This window comes from Corallococcus sp. AB030, from assembly GCF_003668965.1.
Lineage (GTDB): Bacteria > Myxococcota > Myxococcia > Myxococcales > Myxococcaceae > Corallococcus > Corallococcus exiguus.
The window spans coordinates 1-16,722 of the sequence record NZ_RAWQ01000223.1 but is presented as its reverse complement, the minus strand read 5'-3'; the positions used below and the strand labels follow the sequence as shown (position 1 = coordinate 16,722).

Below are 16,722 nucleotides of genomic sequence, written 5' to 3'. Positions count from 1 at the left end.
GGACAGATCCCCTGCGCGGTCCAGGAAGGCATCCGCCCCCTCCCGCCGGACCTTCAGACGCATGGGGACACGGGGCGAATCGCGCCGGTCCTCTCCTGCCCTGGAGTCCTGGTTCTCGTTCTGCTCGGACATCGCCGTCGTCTCCCTGCCGCTGCCGCTCTCGTATCCGACCCGGGTCGCGTTCAACCACCGCCCCCGGGTCCAGGCCGGCGCATCATACGCGGGCCCGTCTACCCAGTTGCTCCTGAAAATGCATCCCCCCAGGGGCTCAGGCGCGCTCAGACGCCTCTCAGGCCCCCGTGGCGCAGAACTGCTCGTAATCGATGAGCTCCACCTTCGCCCCCGGCGCGCACACGGGGCACTCCGGGTCACGGCGCAACTTGAGCTCCTGGAAGCGGGTGCCCAGCGAGTCGAAGGTGAGCAGCCGCCCCACCAGCGACTCCCCCACCCCGAGCAGGAGCTTGAGGGCCTCCGTGGCCTGGAGCATCCCGATGAGCCCCGGCAGCACGCCCAGCACGCCGGCTTCCGCGCACGACGGCGCCAGCTCAGGCGGGGGCGGCGCGGGGTAGAGGCAACGGTAGCAGGGCCCCTGGCCGGGGAGGAAGGTGGTCACCTGCCCCTCGAAGCGGAACACGGAGCCGTGGATGTTGGGCTTGCCCATCAGCACGCACGCGTCGTTGAGCAGGTAGCGCGTGGGGAAGTTGTCCCCGCCGTCCAGCACCAGGTCGAAGTCCGCGAGGACGCGCTCCACGTTGGCGGTGGTGAGCCGCTCCTGGAACGGCACCACCTTCACGTCCGGGTTGAGCGCCTCGATGGCGGCCTTCGCGCTCTGGACCTTGGGCTGCCCCCGGCGCTCCAGGGTGTGCAGCACCTGACGCTGGAGGTTGCTCAGGTCCACCACGTCCGCGTCCACCACGCCCAGCGTGCCCACGCCCGCTGCGGCCAGGTACAGCGCCGCCGGTGAGCCCAGCCCGCCCGCGCCCAGCAACAGGACCTTCGACTTGAGCAGCCGCGCCTGTCCCTCCTCCCCTACCTCCGGGAGGATGAGGTGGCGGCGGTAGCGCTCCTTCTGCTCGGCGGAGAGGACGACGGGCTTCTCCACCGGGAGGGCCGCGTCGCTCCAGCGGTTGTAGCCACCCGCGAGCGAGGACACGCGCGTGTAGCCCATCTCCCGCAGCGTGCGGGCCGCGAGCGCGGACCGGGTGCCACCCGCGCAGTAGAGGACCAGCTCCTCGTCGCGGGCCGCCTTCTCCTCGATGCGCAGCTCCAGGTAGCCCCGGGGGATGTGCACCGCGCCTGGGAGCCGGCCGCCCGCGTATTCGTCGGCCTCGCGCACGTCCACGAGCTTCACCTTCGCGCCCGAGCCCAGGAGCTGGTGGACGTGCTCGTGGGAGACCTCGCGGATCTCCTTCTTCACTTCCGACAGCAGGTCGCGGAACGTGGAGGCCATGGGGATTGCGTAACTACTCCAGACGCTCCAGCACCAGCGGGCGGGCCGCGGGCGCCCGGTCGCCGAACTGGTAGGCCGCGAGCAGCCGCGCCTTCACGCCCTCCACCGGACCGGCGTCGTTGTAGTGCACCTGCACCAGGGGCTCGCCCTGCTTCACCGTGTCGCCCACCTTCTTGAGCAGCGTGAAGCCCACGGCCGGGTCGATCTTGCTGTCCACCCGCTGCCGCCCCGCGCCCAACGCCACCGCCGCCAGACCCACGCCTTCCGTGTGGATGCCGGTGACGAAGCCGTCGCGCGGCGCCACCACGTCCGTCGTGGCCTTCGCCGTGGGCAGCAGCGAGTAGTCGTCGATGGAGCGCGGGTCACCGCCCTGCGACTGGACGATTTCCTTGAGCTTCTTGATGGCGCTGCCGTCCTCCACGGAGCGGCGCAGCATCCCGCGCGCCTCTTCCACCGTGGCGGCCTTCTTGCCCAGCACCAGCATCTCCGCCGTCAGGGCGTAGGTGATTTCGGTGTAGTCGTCGGGCGCCTCGCCACGGAGCATGTCCACGGCCTCGCGGACCTCCAGGGCGTTGCCCACCTGGCGGCCCAGGGGCTGATCCATGTCCGTGAGCAGGGCCACGACCTTGCGGTTCATCTCCGCGCCCAGGCCAATCATGGTGCGGGCCAGCACGCGCGCATCGTCCGCCGTCTTCATGAAGGCGCCGCTGCCCACCTTCACGTCGAGCACCAGCGCGTCGATGCCCTCCGCCAGCTTCTTGCTCATGATGGACGACGCGATGAGCGGGATGCAGTCCACCGTCGCCGTCACGTCGCGCAGCGCGTAGAGCTTCTTGTCCGCGGGGGCCACCTGGGCCGTCTGGCCGATGAGGCAGCACCCCACCTCGCGCACCAGCCGGCGGTAGTCCGCGGTGGACAGGTTCACGTTGAAGCCGGGGATGGACTCCAGCTTGTCCAGGGTGCCGCCGGTGTGGCCCAGGCCACGTCCGGAAATCATGGGCACGGGTACGCCGCAGGCCGCCGCCAGGGGCGCCAGGCTCAGGGACACCTTGTCGCCCACGCCACCCGTGGAGTGCTTGTCCACCTTGATGGCCGGCGTGTCGGAGAGGTCCAGCACCTCACCGGAGTGGAGCATGGCGCGGGCCCACGCCCCCAGCTCCCTGGAGTCCAGCCCCTTGAAGAAGATGGCCATGCACATGGCGGCCATCTGGTAGTCGGCCACGGTGCCGGCGGTGTACGCCTGGATGAACGCCTGGATGTCGGACGGGTCCAGCTTGCCGCCGTCGCGCTTGGCCTTGATGAGCTCGTAGGGTTGCACGGGGCAAGGCCATAGCAGGAAGTCCCCTCCCCATGCACCCCTCGCGGGAAGGGAAAGCCCCGGCGGCATCTGGTAGATAGCGGGCCCCATGATGCTCCGCCGACTCCACGTGCTCGCCCTGGCCGCGCTCCTGTGCGCCTGTTCCAAGAAGTCCGAGGACGCCCCCAAGGCCCCCTCCCAGACTTCCACCGCCACGAAGCCCCCCGAGGGAAAGCCCGTCGTCGTAGGGCTCGTCATCGACGTGGGCGGCCGGGGTGATCACTCGTTCAACGACGCGTCCCTGCGCGGCCTGGAGCTGTGGGCCGCCGGCAAGAAGTACGAGGGCGGCAAGTACGTGGACGCCCCCGCTGGCGAAGTGCGTCAGTCCATCTCCTCCGACCTCGCGGCGCTCGCACCGGAAGTGAAGGCGCTGCCGGTGCAGCCGCTGGTGCTCCAGAGCAAGGCGCAGGAGGACTACGCCCCCAACCTCCAGCTGCTCGTGGAACAGGGCGCGAAGCTGACCATCGGCAACGGGTACCTGCTGGCCAACGCGGTGCGCGACGTGGCCACGGAGAACCCGGACGCGAAGTTCCTGCTCATCGACAGCCAGCTGATGGACGCGCAGGGCAAGCCGAAGTCGCTGCCCAACGTGCGCACGGTGCTGTTCAAGGAGCAGGAGGGCAGCTTCCTGGTGGGCGCGCTGGCGGGGCTCGTCACGAAGACGAACAAGGTGGGCTTCGTGGGCGGCATCGAGGTGCCCCTCATCAAGCGCTTCGACGTGGGCTACCGCGCGGGCGTGCGCACCACGAACGCGAAGGCGGCGGACGCGCTGATGGCCGTGTACACGGGCAGCTTCAACAGCGTGTCCGCGGGCAAGGAAGTGGCGCAGGACCTCATCGCCAAGGGCGCGGACGTCATCTTCCACGCGGCGGGCACGGACGGCCTGGGCGTCATCCAGGCGGTGAAGGAGGCGCGCGCGGCGGGCAAGACGGTGTTCGCCATCGGCGTGGACTCGGATCAGTCGCACCTGGCGCCGGACGCCATCCTCACGTCCATGGTGAAGCACAGCGACCTGGCCGTGTACCAGGCGGCGAAGGAGCTGGTGGACGGCAAGCTCACGGCGGGTGAGCAGGTGCTGGGCCTCAAGGAGAACGGCGTGGGCATGGCGGACGTGCGCGTGGAGTTCCCGGGCAAGGCGGAGGCGCTTCAGAAGGTGGAGGAGCTGCGGCAGCGGATCCTCGCCGGGAAGATTGTCGTGCCGGGCACCCAGGCGGAGCTGTCCTCCTTCCAGGTCGCGCAGCCCTGATCTCCCTCCAGCACATCGCGAAGCGCTTCGGGTCGTGCGTGTCCCTGGAGGACGCGTCGCTGGACATCGTCCCGGGGGAGCTGCTCGCCGTGGTGGGCGAGAACGGCGCGGGCAAGTCCAGCCTGATGAACGTGCTGTACGGGCTCTACCACCCGGACGCCGGCACGTTCCTGATGGACGGCAAGCCGGTGCGCTTCAAGAGCCCGCGCGACGCCATCGCGAAGGGCATCGGCATGGTGCACCAGCACTTCATGCTCGTGCCCACGCTGACGGTGGCGGAGAACGTGGTGCTGGGCCGAGAGCCCACGAAGCGCGGCCTGCTGGACCTGGACCGCGCCTGTGACGAGGTGGCGGCCACGGCGAAGCGCTTCGGCTTCCAGTTGGATCCGCGGGCCCGCGTGGACACGCTCACGGTGGGCTCGCAGCAGAAGGTCGAAATCGTCAAGGCGCTGCACCGGGGCGCGCAGGTGCTCATCCTGGACGAGCCCACCGCCGTGCTCACGCCGCAGGAGTCCGACGAGCTGTCGCAGGTGATGCGCGGGCTGGTGGCGCAGGGCCGCACGGTGGTGCTCATCAGCCACAAGCTGAAGGAAGTGCTGGGAGTGGCGGACCGCGTGGCGGTGATGCGCCGGGGCCGCACCGTGGCGGAGGTGCGCGCCAGCGAGACCACCGTCTCCGCGCTGGCCGCGCTGATGGTGGGCGAGGGTTCCAAGGGTGCCGCCATGACCGGCGTGCCCGCGACGGCGGTCGCGACCAGCGGCCTTTCGGGCACCGGAACGACGGGGGTGGCGGAGGCGCGACCTCCCGCGCCCGTTGAACCTGACGCGCTCACGGATTCGGCGGGCCCGGTCATGCTCGAAGCGAAGGACCTGCGGGCCACGGGCGACAACGGCCGTCCGGCGCTCCAGGGCGTGAGCCTCACCGTGCGCGCGGGAGAAATCGTCGGCATCGCCGGGGTCGACGGCAACGGACAGCGCGAGCTGGCGGAGGTGCTCACGGGCCTGCGCAAGCTGGACGGCGGCGAAGGCATGCTGCTCGGCGGTCCACTGGCGGGGCTGACCCCGGCGCTGGCGAAGGCGCGCGGCGTGGGCCACGTCCCCGAGGACCGCCTGGCCCGCGCGGTGGTGAAGGCGATGACGGTGGAGGAGAACGTGGCCCTGGGCCGGCACCGCCAGCCGCCGTTCGCGCGCGGGCCGTGGGTGGACTTCAAGGGCCGCCGCGAGCGCACGAACCAGCTGCTGACCGCCTACGACGTGCGCCCGAACGACCCGGTGGTGGCGCTCCAGGCGCTGTCCGGCGGCAATCAGCAGAAGGTCGTGGTGGCGCGCGAGCTGGACGCGGATCCGAAGCTGCTCGTCGTCGTGCAGCCCACGCGCGGTCTGGACATCGGCGCGGTGGCACAGGTGCATGAACGCCTTCGTGACGCGAAGGCGCGGGGTGCGGGAGTGGTGATGGTGTCGCTGGACCTTGAGGAGGTGCTGTCCCTGTCCGACCGCGTCTACGTCCTCTACGAAGGCCGCGTGACGGGGCACTTCCCGCGCAAGGACCTGGACGAGCGCGAGCTGGGCCGCCGCATGCTGGGCGCGGAGGGAAGCCATGGGTGAGCGGACGCGGCAGGTGCTGCCGTCGGTGCTCTCCGTGCTGCTGGCGCTCGCGGTGTGCTGGTTCCTCATCGCCATCACGCGCGACGTGGACACCGCCACGCGCGCCTATCTCCAGATGCTCTGGGGTGGCGTGGGCAACTGGCCCGCCTTCCTGGACGGCGGCAGTGCCACCACCGTGCTGCGCCCCCTGGGCGAGGCCGCGATGAAGGCCGCGCTGCTCACCCTCACCGGCCTGTCCGTGGCGGTGGCCTTCAAGGTGGGCCTGTTCAACATTGGCGCGCAGGGACAGATGATCTGGGGCGCGCTGGCCGCGGCGCTCGTGGGCGCGCACGTGTCGCTGCCCGGCCTGCTCCACGTCCCGCTGGCCCTCATCGCGGCGGCGCTGGCGGGCGCGGCGTGGGCGAGCATTGCCGGCGTGCTGAAGCTCAAGCGCGGCGTGCACGAGGTCATCTCCACCATCATGCTCAACTGGGTGGCGGTGAGCCTGGTGGACAACTGGCTCGTCATCGGCCCGCTGCGGGCCGTGGCGGAGGGCGCGTCGTCCATCACCGGCACCGCCGAAATCCTCCCCTCCGCGCAGCTGCCCCGGCTGCTGGGGGACAGCTCGCGCCTCAACCTGGGCTTTCCGCTGGCGCTCGCCGCTGCGTTCGGCGTCTGGGTGTGGCTGACCCGCTCGCGCTCCGGCTACGAGACGCGCGCCGTGGGCCTCACCCCGGAAGCGGCCCGCGCAGCCGGCATCCCCACGCTGTGGCGCGCGGGCGGGGCCATGGCGCTCGCGGGCGCGCTGGCGGGCCTGGCGGGCGCGGTGCTGGTGCTGGGCACGGAGGGCCGCTATCCGGGCTCGCTGGGCGCCCCGTACGGCTTCGACGGCATCGCCATCGCGCTCATCGGCAACAACCACCCGCTGGGCGCGGCGCTGTCCGCGGCCGTCTTCGGCGTGCTGCGCGCGGGCGGCACGCGCATGCAGCTGCTCGGCGTGCACAAGAGCTTCCCGGAGCTCATCCAGGGCTTCGCGCTGCTCTTCGTCGCGGGCCGCATGGTGTGGCTCGCCCTGCTGGCGCGGCGCCAGAAGCGCGCGCAGGCCCAGGGCCCGGCCCAGGCCGGAGTGGAGGTGCCCCGTGTTTGAGGTGCTCCACTCGCTCCTCTTCTCCACCCTGGACGCGGCCCCCGCCCTGGTGTTCGCCGCGCTGGGCGCCATGCTCTCCGAGCGCGCGGGCGTGGTGAGCGTGGGCGTCGAGGGCATGATGCGCACTGGCGCCTTCTGCGCGGCCGTGGCGGCGCTCGTGATGCCCACGCCGCTCGCGGTGGGGGTGGGCATGGCCGCGGGCGCGGGCATCGCCGCGGTGCATGGCTTCCTCAGCATCCGCTGGCGGTCGGATCAGGTCGTCTCCGGCATGGCCCTCAACCTGGTGGCCATGGCCGGCGGCACCTACCTGCTGGAGTCGTTCTTCGGCCCCAACGGCACGCCCTCCATCACCCAGCTGTCGCGCTGGAACATCCCGGGCCTGTCCCAGGTCCCGCTGCTGGGCGCGCTGTCCGGCCACGCGGCCCCCACGTACCTGGCGCTCACCCTGCCCTTCCTCTTCCACCTGCTCCTGTCGCGCACGCCGCTGGGCTTGCGCCTGCGCGCCGTGGGCGACAAGCCGCACGCGGTGGCCACGCTGGGCCTGTCCGTGCCCGCCCTGCGCTGGGGCGCGGTGCTGGGCGGCGGGATGATGGCGGGCCTGGGCGGCGCGGTGCTGTCCACCACCGTCCTGGACCGCTTCGAACAGCACACGCCCTCCGGCCTGGGCTTCATGGCCCTGGCCGCCATGGTCTTCGGCCGCTGGACGCCGGTGGGCGCCTTCGCCGCCGCGCTCTTCTTCGCCGCCGGCAACGCGTTGAGAATCGGACTGGCCTCCAGCGCTCCCTGGCTCCTCGACCTGGTTCCCCAGGGCTTCCTGCTCGCCCTGCCCTACCTGTTGACCCTCCTCGTCCTCGCGCTCCAGGGCCAGCGGGGCCACGCCCCCGCCGCGCTGGGCACCCCGTTCGAGCAGGAATCCCGCTGACCATTTTGAGAGGGAACGGGTAATTCACGACCCGGGTCGGGATTCACTTTTGGTCAGGTTCGACCTGCCAAATCTGAAGCGCTCACCTGCCCTGATGCGTCAGGTCATCCTTCAGCGGGCCGCCAACCCCCTGACCTTATTGGATCACGCTTTTCCGTCTTTCCAGTGTGGGCTGATCTGCCGTTGGGTGGACGTCCGGCATGCCGCTGGCATGGGAGTGCGACCATGTCGGATTGCGTAGCGGATAGCGAGCAGGCGCAGGATCCAGGCCTGAGCGTTTCCGGGACGCGGTCCCCCGGGTTCGGGGCAGCGCCTGCGGGCGTTGGCCGGTCCGGTTTCCAGGCTGGGGTGGCATGAACATGCAGACGACGGGAACAGGCTCGACGTCACCCCAGCGCCCGCGGGTCATCGCGGTCGACGTGGAATCCGGCGGAATCGAGCGGGTGCGCTCCATCCTGACTCCGGCGGGCTACGACGTGCTGCCCGCGCGCGGGACGACGGCCGCGCTGGAGGCGGTGTCGCGCCACTCCGCGGACCTGGTGCTGCTGGACGTGGAGCGGGCCCGCACGGTGGGCCTGGCCGCGTACCGGCGCCTTCGCGAGGAACTCTCCCCGCCGCAGTTCCCCATCCTCATGCTCACGCCTTCCGCGGACCGCCAGACGCGCCGCGAGGTGATGGAGGCAGGTGTGGACGACTTGCTGACCACCGAACCGCTGGACCCGCTGGAGCTGAAGGTGCGCGTCCACACGCTGCTGGAGCTCAAGGCGCACCGCGAGCAGGGCGGCCTCCAGGAAGTGCTCCAGGACCCGCGCACGCGCTGGGTGCGGATGGAGCGCCTGGCGCGCGTGGGCACGCTGGCCGCGGACCTGGCCACGCAGATGGACCAGCTGGGCGTGGGCCTGCAGCGGGCGCTGGAGCATGTGCGCGCCCGCGCCGCCCAGGGGCTGCCGCCGGACTCGGAGGAGCTGCTCAAGCTGGGCGTGGCGGGTGAGCAGATGCGCCTGCACGGCCAGCACCTGCTGTCCCTGGGCCCCTCGGGCCCCAAGGACATCCAGCGCTTCGACCTGCGGGAGGTGGTGCCGGAGGTGGTGTCGCGCCTGCGCGCCGCCGGGCGCCTGGGCCGCGCGGACGTGCGCGCGGTGCTGCCGGAGGACCCCATCGCCGTCGTGTTCAACCGCCGTCAGGTGGAGCAGGTGGTGACGGAGCTGGTCTGCAACGCGGTGGACGCCGTGGAGGACGTGAAGGACCGGCCGCGCGTGGTGCAGGTGGGCGTGGAGCTGCCGGACATGTTCGGCGAGTTCGGCCCCCAGCTCTTCGTGAAGGACACCGGCATCGGCATCTTCGAGGACGAGATGCAGGCCATCTTCTCGCCGTACTACACGACCAAGGCCCCGGAGAAGAGCGTGGGCCTGGGCCTCACGGTGGCGCGCACCCTGGTGGAGAGCATGGGCGGCAAGCTGACCGTGAAGAGCCGCGTCAACCTGGGCAGCACCTTCACGGTGGAGCTGCCCGAGCAGACGTCGTCCTGGTAGCCGCTCGAAGCCACCACACGGGCGGGGAAGCACGTCCCCGCCCGCGTGACGCCGGCTAGAAGCGGTAGGCCACGCCCGCCAGCGCTTCCATCGTGAAGTAGCTGTCGTCGAAGCGCGGGACGATGGAGGGCCCCAGCCGCAGGTTGAAGTTCACGTTGAGGTTGTTGTTCACGTAGTACTCCAGGCCGCCTCCGAAGAGGATGGGGATGACCGGCCCGATGCCCTCGCCGAAGTAGACGTTGAACGGCACGTCGATGCCGGCGTTGATCATCAGCGCGCTGCCCACCGGGATGCCCACCACGAACGCCACCGGCAGCGCCATGCCGAACATCGTGTTCCCTCGGGGGAAGTAGACGAACGGACCCGGCTGGAAGGTGATGCCGAAGGCCACCTTGTCCGTCCGGGCGATCATCACGCGCAGCCAGCCCTGGAGCTTGAGGCCCGCGTCGGACGCGTCCACCAGGCCCTCACGGCCCCAGTTGAAGCTGAACTTGCCGCCGATATCGACGTTGTCCGAGCCGCCGTGCAGCAGGCCCAGCGACAGGCCTGGGAAGCCAATCTGCGCGCTGAACACGTTGCGGCCGGAGCCGACGGTCTCCGCCGCCAGCAGGGACCAGCCCTGACCACGAGCCATCGCGGTGCCGGGGACGGCCAGGAGCACGGCCAGGAGGAAACCAGGAATCAAGCGCTTCACGAGGTTCCTTTCAGCAAAGGGCCACGGCACGGGAGCCACGACCCTGTGGGTTGAGTTGAAGGGTGATTCAGGACTCAGGACTCAGGCCGGCTGGCCTCGATCACGCGCCAGCGCCAGGAAGGCGTCGATGAGGGCGGACAGCTTCGCTTCCGCGCGCTGGCGGGCCTGGGGGAGCGGCTCGCCGGGGGCGGGCGTCTCCTTGTGCTCGAAGTAGTATTTGATCTTCGGCTCGGTGCCGGAGGGGCGCAGGGTGACGCGACCGCCGCCCTCCAGCACGAAGGCGACGACGTTGGACGGGGGCAGGCCGCCCTCGCCCTTCTCGTAGTCGCGCACGCTGCTCACCGGGGTGCCGCCGATGTTCGCGGGCGGCGACGCGCGGAAGGCCTGCATGATGGCGCGGATGGTCTGCGCGCCGGCCGCACCCGGGAGCGTCACGTTGCGCTGGGCGCCCACGTGCAGGCCGAAGCGGCGCTGGATCTCCTCCAGGTAGCCCAGGACGGTGGTGCCGCGCGCCTGGCACCACGCGGCCATGTCCGCGACGACCAGGGCCGCGCCCACGCCGTCCTTGTCGCGCGTGGCGGTGCCCACGGTGTAGCCGAGCGCCTCCTCGTAGCCGAAGACGAACTGCGTGCCTTCCTTCGCCGTGCGCTCCAGCGCGCGGTTGGCGATCCACTTGAAGCCGGTGAGGACCTCGTCGTACGCGGCGTCCAGCCCGCGCGCGATTTCGCCCAGCTGCGTGGAGGACACGATGGTGGTGACGACGTGCGGACGCGCGCGCTTCGTCCCCTGCGTGAGGACGTAGTGGCCCAGGAGCACGCCCACCTCGTTGCCGGTGAGCAGGCGCAGCTTCCCGGAGGCATCCCGCGCCATCACCGCCAGCCGGTCCGCGTCCGGGTCGTTGGCCAGCACCACGTCCGCCTTCACGCGCTCCGCGGTGGCGATGGACAGGTCCATGGCGCCCGGCTCTTCGGGGTTCGGGAAGCGCACGGTGGGGAAGCGGCCGTCGGGCTGCTGCTGCTCGGCCACCGGCGTCACGCGCGGGAAGCCCGCCTCCTTGAGCGCCAGTGCCGCCCACGCGCCGCCCACGCCGTGCATGGCGGTGTAGACGATGGACAGCGTGTCGCTGCCCTTGCGGTACAGGCGCAGGTCCAGGATGGCGCGCAGGTACGCGTGGCCCACGTCCTCCGGCAGGTCGCGCCACAGCCCCTTCGCGCGCCCTTCCGCGGGCGTGAGCAGGGGGACTTCATTGGCGGGCTCCACCTTCGCGATGGCGTCCGCGATGCCCACGTCCTGCGGCGGGACGATTTGCGCGCCGTTGCCCCAGTAGACCTTGTAGCCGTTGTACTCGGGCGGGTTGTGGCTGGCGGTCACCATCACCGCGGCGGCGGCGTTGAGGTGCAGCACGGCGAACGCGGTGACGGGCGTGGGCACCGGCTCCGGGAAGACGTGCGCGGGGATGCCCTCCGCGATGAACACGGCGGCGGTGTCCTCCGCCAGCTCCTTGCTCAAGCGGCGAGCGTCACGGCCCACCACCACGCCGCGCGTGGTGACGTCCGGCACGGTGGCCTTGAGGTAGCGCGCCAGGCCCGCGGTGGTGCGGCGCACGACGGCGCGGTTCATCCGGTTGGGGCCGGCGCCCAGCACGCCACGCAGGCCGGCGGTGCCGAACTCCAGGTCCTGCGCGAAGCGGTCCGCCAGGTCCGCCCAGTCCGACTTCGCGAGCACATTGGCCAGCTCCGCCTGGGTCTCCGGATCCGGATCCGCCTTGCGCCAGGCCTCCGCCCGCTCCCTGAGTCCGGTCGTGTCCATCGCGCGTTGCCTCGTGGTTGAAGAGGGGCGTTCAGCCCTTGTAATCGGTGAGGTGCTTACGGCGCACCGGCCCCTTGGGGCCATCCTTGTTGTTCTGACACGCGACGCAGAACTCCGCGTAGGGCATGGCCTTGAGGCGGCCCATGGGAATCTCGTCGCCGCACTCCTCGCACTCGCCGAAGGAGTCCGGGTCCTCGCGCAGCTTGCCCAGGGCCTTCACCACGCGCGCCAGCGTGCCGTCGGTGTTGCGGTTCCGGCTGGAGGCGATGGCCTGCATCATCTCGTTGAGGGGCTGCTCGTCCTCGTCGCCGCCCACGCGCGCCTCGTCGGTGCGGTTGGGCTCGATGCGCATGGGCGTCTTCCCGGTCAGCTCCGCGTGGAGCGCGAGCAACTGCTGCAGGAAGTCCTCTCGCTGCTTCGGGGTCACGGTGCGTGCTCCAGCAAGGTCAGTACTGCGCGGTGGAGATCTGCCCGGTGACGATGGCCACGGACGCGGAAGCACCCAGGCGGTTGGCGCCCGCGCGGATGAGCTTCACGGCGTCCTCGGCGGAGCGCACGCCGCCGGAGGCCTTCACGCCCACGTCGTCGCCCACCACCGCGCGCATCAGCTCGATGTCCTTCACCGTGGCGCCGCCGGGCCCGAAGCCGGTGGACGTCTTCACGAACGCGGCGCCCGCGGCCTTGGACAGCGCGCACGCGACGACCTTCTCCTCGTCCGTGAGGTGGCCCGTCTCCAGGATGACCTTCACGGGGATGGGGTGGCTGGCCTCCACCACCGCGGCGATGTCCTGGTGCACGCGCTGGTAGTCGTGCGCCTTGAGCGCGCCCAGGTTGATCACCATGTCGATTTCACGCGCGCCCGCGCGGATGGCCTCGCGCGCCTCGAAGGCCTTCGCGGACGACAGCGCGGCCCCCAGGGGGAAGCCCACCACGGCGATGGGCACGGAGTTCGAACCGGCCAGCACGCGCGCGGCGGTGGCCACGTGGCAGCTGTTCACGCAAACGGTGGCGAAGCCGTACTGGCGGGCCTCCTCGGCCACGCGCACCACGTCCTCGGTGCGCGCTTCGGGCTTGAGCAGCGTGTGGTCGATGTACGGGGCCAGGTCCGAGGCCTTCACGAGGGTGGCCGGGTCCACGCGCGCGGTGGCGGTCTTCACGCCGGGCGGGCGCGGGGGCTCCGGGTTCAGGAGGCCGGCGGGTGCGGGCGGCACCGCCTCCTGCTGGGCCTTCCAGGCGTGCAGACGATGACGGGCCTGGTCGACCAGCTCTTCCAGGACGGTGAAGAAGGCTTCGGCGTCGGACGGCATGCCGCGCCCCTTAGCCCACTCCCGGCCCTCGGGGAAGCGCTCGCGGGAGGTGGGAGCGCCCGGTCAACGCACGGGGTGCCGCGAAGGGGAGCGGGGCTGTAGAGTTCCATCCCGTGAAGGTCTTCGCGCGGCTGCTCGCACTCCTTGTCCTCTTCCTCGCGGCGGTGCCGGGCCACGCGGCGGCTCCGGCCTCCGCGGCCCTGCCCTCCCCTGCCCCGGGCCGGCTCTCGGTCTACTTCCTCGACGTGGGCCAGGGGGACGCGGCGCTCATCGTGTCGCCCACGGGCAAGACGGTGCTCATCGACGGAGGGCCTCCGGAGGCCGGCACGCGGCTGGCGGCGCGGCTGCGCGAGCTGGTGAAGGGCCCGCTGGACCTGGTCATCCTCACCCACCCGCACCTGGACCACCTGGGAGGGCTGCGCGCGGCGGTGAAGGCGGTGGGCGCCAGGCGCTTCATGGACCCCGGCTTCGACCACCCGAGCGAGGCGTACCGAGACCTGCTGGACTTCGTGGGCCGCGAGGTGGGCCAGGTGATGAGCCCGGAGCCCAACCCCAACTCGCCCCAGACGCTGCTCACCGTGGGCCTGGGGGAAGGCGTGGCGCTCACCGTGCTCTGGCCGCGCGTGCCCCAGGAGCCGTTCCTCACGAGCACGCGCTCGGACCCGAACGCGAACTCCATCGTCACCAAGCTCACCTATGGGAAGACGGCGTTCCTCTTCACGGGGGACTCGGAGCCACCCACGGAGGAGGTGCTGCTGCAGAAGCCCGTGGACCTCACCGCCACGGTGCTGAAGGTGGCGCACCACGGCGGCAAGCACTCCTCCACCGCGGCCTTCCTGGAGCGCGTGAAGCCGCAGGCGGCGGTCATCTCCTGCGGCGTGGGCAACGACTACGGCCACCCGAGCCCGGAGGTCCTGGGCCGCCTGAGCGACGTGCGCGCCCGCGCCTTCCGCACCGACCAGGACGGCGAGGTGATGGCGGTGAGCGACGGCACGACCGTGACGCTGCGCTCGACGAAGGGCACCGCCGGGGCCACCAGCCTGTCCGGCACGCAGCAGGCGGGGAGCCCGGTGGCGCTCGGCCCCATCGAACCCACGCCCCTCGGCCGCTCCAGCCGCTCCACGGCGAAGGAACCGGAGCCCGGCGCGTCCCGGACGCGGAAGCCGGTGGATCCCACTGCGCCCACGGGCACGTCCGAAGCCACGGGCGAGCGCTACGTGTCGCTCAAGGGCAGCAAGGTGTTCCACAGCGAGAACTGCAAGACCTTGAAGCGCTCGAAGAACGAGCGCACCGTCTACACCAGCCGCGCCGACGCCCTGCGTGAGCGCCGCCCCGCCGAGGATTGTCATCCATGAAGGCCCGCATCGCGCTGGGAGTGGGGCTGCTGCTCGCCTCCCTGGCCTGTCAGCAGCAGCCGTCCGCGCCACCCGCGCAGAAGCCCCCGGAGAAGTCGCGCTACTTCGGCGGCGCGCCGGACGGGAAGCTCCACGTGTACTTCTTCGACGTGGGCGCGGGGGATGCCGCGCTCATCGTCACGCCGCGAGGCAACACGGTGCTGGTGGACTCCGGCCCCGCGTCCGCCGAGTCGCACCTGGTGAACCGGCTGCCGGAGCTGCTGCGCCGGGAGCTGGACCTGGTGGTCCTCACCCAGCCAGACCCGAAGCACCACGGCGCGCTGGAGGCGGTGCTCAAGCGCGTGGGCGCGCGGCGGCTGATGGAACCCCAGCTGCCGGACACGTCGAAGGCCTACGACGCGCTGCTGACGGCGGTGGGCTCGCGAGGGGTCCAGATTCTGTCGCCCGCGCCGCCGTCGTCCGCGCCCAAGGAGCTGGTCCGGTTGACGCTGGAGGACGGGGTGAACCTCACGGTGCTCTGGCCCCGGGCGCCCGCGGAGCCGCTCTTGAAGGAGGCCCCGGACGCGGAGGGCCGCAACGCGGCGAACTCCATCATGCTGCGCCTGACGTACGCCGACACGTCGGTCGTCTTCGCGGGCGGCGCGCGGGGAGAGACGGAGGCCCGGCTGCTGGAGCGCGGGCTCTTGTCCTCCGCCACGCTGCTGAAGGTCGCCTCGCCCGGCGTGGAGGGGGCGAACTCGCAGGCGTACCTGGAGGAGGTGCGGCCACAGGCGGCGGTGATCAGCGGGGATGACAGCCAGGGGAAGAACCCGAAGGTGAAGGAACTCCTCGCGCGGCTGCGCGGCGTGGATGCACGGGCCTTCCGCACGGACGTGAACGGAGAGGTGCACGCGGTGAGCGACGGCAAGCAGTTCGAGCTGTCGCTCCAGCGTCCGACTCCGGGCGAGCCCGGCGGCACGCGGCGCGTCTTCCCGGGGTTGGATCCGCGCCCGGCGCTGGTGCGGACGGCGAAGCCCGCGCCCGTGGTGAAGCCCACGCCCACCGAACCGCCCGCCATCCGGACGGAGCCCGCGCGTGTCGCCGAGACCCCGCGTGACAACAAGACCCGCGTCAGCAACGTGACGGACGTGGATGACCTGCCCATCGCGCGCAAGGGCACGCGGACGGAGACGGCCCCGCCCAAGGCGGTGCGCTCGTCCACCAGCACGTCCACGTCCATGACGGGCAACTACATGGCGAGCAAGAACAAGCGCATCTTCCACAAGTCCACCTGCCGGAGCGTGAGGCTCATCAACGATGAGAACCTGCTCACGTGGAGCACGCGTGACGCGGCATTGAAGTCGGGCCGCAAGCCCGCCGGAGACTGCGACCCGTGACGAAGAAGACGAAGCCCCGGTCCAGGGCCACGGTGGACCGCATCGAGGACGACGTCGCCGTGCTGGTGGTGGACGGCCAGCAGGTGACCCGCGCGTTGGACACCCTGCCCTCCGGCGTGCGCGAAGGGGACGTCGTGGACCTGGAGACGGGGACGGTGGACGCAGAAGCCACCGAATCCCTGCGCGCCGACGTCCGCTCCGCGAGGGAACAGGCGATGCGAGGCAAGAAGCCGCCCGCGGGCGACTTCGACCTCTGAGCCGAAGCGTCCTGCTCGACATGCCGGAGTACCCGGCCGGAGCAGGACGTGGCGGGAGGGCCTGCCCACCGCGTCACGCGGAAGCAGGCCCACCCCACACGTGGACTACGGCGTGGAACCTTCCGCCGGAGCCGTGGCCTCACCCTCCGCCGGGGCGCCCTGCGAAGGCGCCGAGGGTTCGGCGGCGGCCGGAGGAGGCGCCACGGGTTCGGCGGCGCCGGGAGCGGGAGCGGCCTGACGCGGAGCCGGAGCGGGCGGAGGCGCCTTGCCGGTCACCTTGTTGACCATGTCCGCGAGGGCGGGAGGCAGCATGCCCGCCGCGGACAGGCCGAACAGCGCCACCGCCGGCAGGACGATGAGCAGCACCAGCACCAGCGCCACCACCTTCAGCGGGCTGCCACGGCGGGCAGGAACCACCGGACGCTTGCGCGCGGCCTTCGAGTCCTGCGCCTGGCGCGCGTCCTCTTCCTCCTCCTCGTCGTTGCGAGGGTCTTCGCGCGTCTCGTCCTGGCCGAGGTCCTCTTCGTCCGAACCGTCGCCCCGGTTGCCGGGCAGGTCCAGGTCGGAGAACAGCTCGTTGAGGGGCGCTCCGCTCGCCGCGGGGGCATCCTCCACGGGCGGAGCCACCGCGCGACGCGGGGCGGGCGTGGGCACCGGGGCGGGCGCCGCGCGGTTGTTGCCGTAGAG

Annotated in this window: 14 protein-coding genes and 2 pseudogenes; 8 read left to right on the top strand and 8 right to left on the bottom strand. The window is 71.4% G+C overall.

Annotated elements, in window-relative coordinates; genetic code table 11:
* The 3 genes and pseudogenes from D7Y15_RS46080 to D7Y15_RS36385 form a co-directional block, all read right to left on the bottom strand.
* Positions 1–186: pseudogene (locus D7Y15_RS46080) on the bottom strand (hypothetical protein); the annotation flags it as partial.
* A 103-nt stretch (positions 187–289) separates the two neighbouring features.
* On the bottom strand, positions 290–1,450 hold the full coding sequence (moeB, locus tag D7Y15_RS36390; RefSeq protein WP_120579937.1) for a molybdopterin-synthase adenylyltransferase MoeB: 1,161 nt from the start codon (positions 1,448–1,450) through the stop codon (positions 290–292).
* Between the two features lie 13 nt (positions 1,451–1,463).
* Positions 1,464–2,768 (bottom strand): thymidine phosphorylase, encoded by a 1,305-nt coding sequence (locus tag D7Y15_RS36385; protein ID WP_120579938.1) that lies wholly within the window; start codon positions 2,766–2,768, stop codon positions 1,464–1,466.
* Positions 2,769–2,859: 91 nt separating this feature from the next.
* Between D7Y15_RS36385 and D7Y15_RS36380 the strand changes: the two genes are divergently transcribed.
* The 5 genes from D7Y15_RS36380 (at position 2,860) to D7Y15_RS36360 (ending at position 9,237) form a co-directional block, all read left to right on the top strand.
* The gene (locus tag D7Y15_RS36380; protein WP_120579951.1) at positions 2,860–4,053 is read left to right on the top strand and encodes a BMP family protein; all 1,194 of its coding nucleotides are present in this window, start codon (positions 2,860–2,862) and stop codon (positions 4,051–4,053) included.
* Between the two features lie 38 nt (positions 4,054–4,091).
* Entirely contained in the window at positions 4,092–5,657 is a 1,566-nt protein-coding gene (locus tag D7Y15_RS36375; protein ID WP_121755450.1) for an ABC transporter ATP-binding protein, read from the top strand.
* Complete coding sequence (locus D7Y15_RS36370; RefSeq protein ID WP_120579940.1) at positions 5,650–6,783, top strand: ABC transporter permease; 1,134 nt, start codon at positions 5,650–5,652, stop codon at positions 6,781–6,783. The genes D7Y15_RS36375 and D7Y15_RS36370 overlap by 8 nt, the downstream gene beginning before the upstream one ends.
* Positions 6,776–7,705, top strand: coding sequence for an ABC transporter permease (locus D7Y15_RS36365; RefSeq protein WP_121755449.1), 930 nt, complete (start codon positions 6,776–6,778; stop codon positions 7,703–7,705). The genes D7Y15_RS36370 and D7Y15_RS36365 overlap by 8 nt, the downstream gene beginning before the upstream one ends.
* 353 nt (positions 7,706–8,058) lie before the next feature.
* Positions 8,059–9,237: a sensor histidine kinase gene (locus D7Y15_RS36360; protein ID WP_120579942.1), complete on the top strand. Its 1,179-nt coding sequence runs from the start codon at positions 8,059–8,061 to the stop codon at positions 9,235–9,237.
* Positions 9,238–9,292: 55 nt separating this feature from the next.
* On the opposite strand, the gene D7Y15_RS36355 is transcribed toward D7Y15_RS36360, so the two are convergent.
* The 4 genes from D7Y15_RS36355 to deoC form a co-directional block, all read right to left on the bottom strand.
* On the bottom strand, positions 9,293–9,931 hold the full coding sequence (locus D7Y15_RS36355) for a hypothetical protein (RefSeq protein ID WP_169821722.1): 639 nt from the start codon (positions 9,929–9,931) through the stop codon (positions 9,293–9,295).
* Between the two features lie 81 nt (positions 9,932–10,012).
* Positions 10,013–11,740, bottom strand: coding sequence for a phospho-sugar mutase (locus tag D7Y15_RS36350; protein WP_121755447.1), 1,728 nt, complete (start codon positions 11,738–11,740; stop codon positions 10,013–10,015).
* Positions 11,741–11,771: 31 nt separating this feature from the next.
* The gene (locus D7Y15_RS36345) at positions 11,772–12,167 is read right to left on the bottom strand and encodes a TraR/DksA family transcriptional regulator (protein WP_120566728.1); all 396 of its coding nucleotides are present in this window, start codon (positions 12,165–12,167) and stop codon (positions 11,772–11,774) included.
* Positions 12,168–12,186: 19 nt separating this feature from the next.
* Entirely contained in the window at positions 12,187–13,047 is an 861-nt protein-coding gene (gene deoC, locus D7Y15_RS36340) for a deoxyribose-phosphate aldolase (RefSeq protein ID WP_121755446.1), read from the bottom strand.
* Positions 13,048–13,160: 113 nt separating this feature from the next.
* Here deoC and D7Y15_RS36335 point away from each other — a divergent pair, with 113 nt between their 5' ends.
* From D7Y15_RS36335 to D7Y15_RS36325, 3 genes are read left to right on the top strand one after another with little or no spacing between them, the layout of a single operon-like run.
* On the top strand, positions 13,161–14,402 hold the full coding sequence (locus D7Y15_RS36335) for a ComEC/Rec2 family competence protein (protein WP_121755445.1): 1,242 nt from the start codon (positions 13,161–13,163) through the stop codon (positions 14,400–14,402).
* On the top strand, positions 14,399–15,778 hold the full coding sequence (locus D7Y15_RS36330) for a ComEC/Rec2 family competence protein (protein WP_121755444.1): 1,380 nt from the start codon (positions 14,399–14,401) through the stop codon (positions 15,776–15,778). The genes D7Y15_RS36335 and D7Y15_RS36330 overlap by 4 nt, the downstream gene beginning before the upstream one ends.
* Complete coding sequence (locus tag D7Y15_RS36325; RefSeq protein WP_121755443.1) at positions 15,775–16,035, top strand: DUF3006 domain-containing protein; 261 nt, start codon at positions 15,775–15,777, stop codon at positions 16,033–16,035. Before D7Y15_RS36330 ends, D7Y15_RS36325 begins: the two co-directional genes overlap by 4 nt.
* A gap of 105 nt (positions 16,036–16,140) precedes the next feature.
* On the opposite strand, the pseudogene D7Y15_RS44940 reads toward D7Y15_RS36325, so the two are convergent.
* Positions 16,141–16,722, bottom strand: a pseudogene (locus D7Y15_RS44940) (hypothetical protein); the annotation flags it as partial.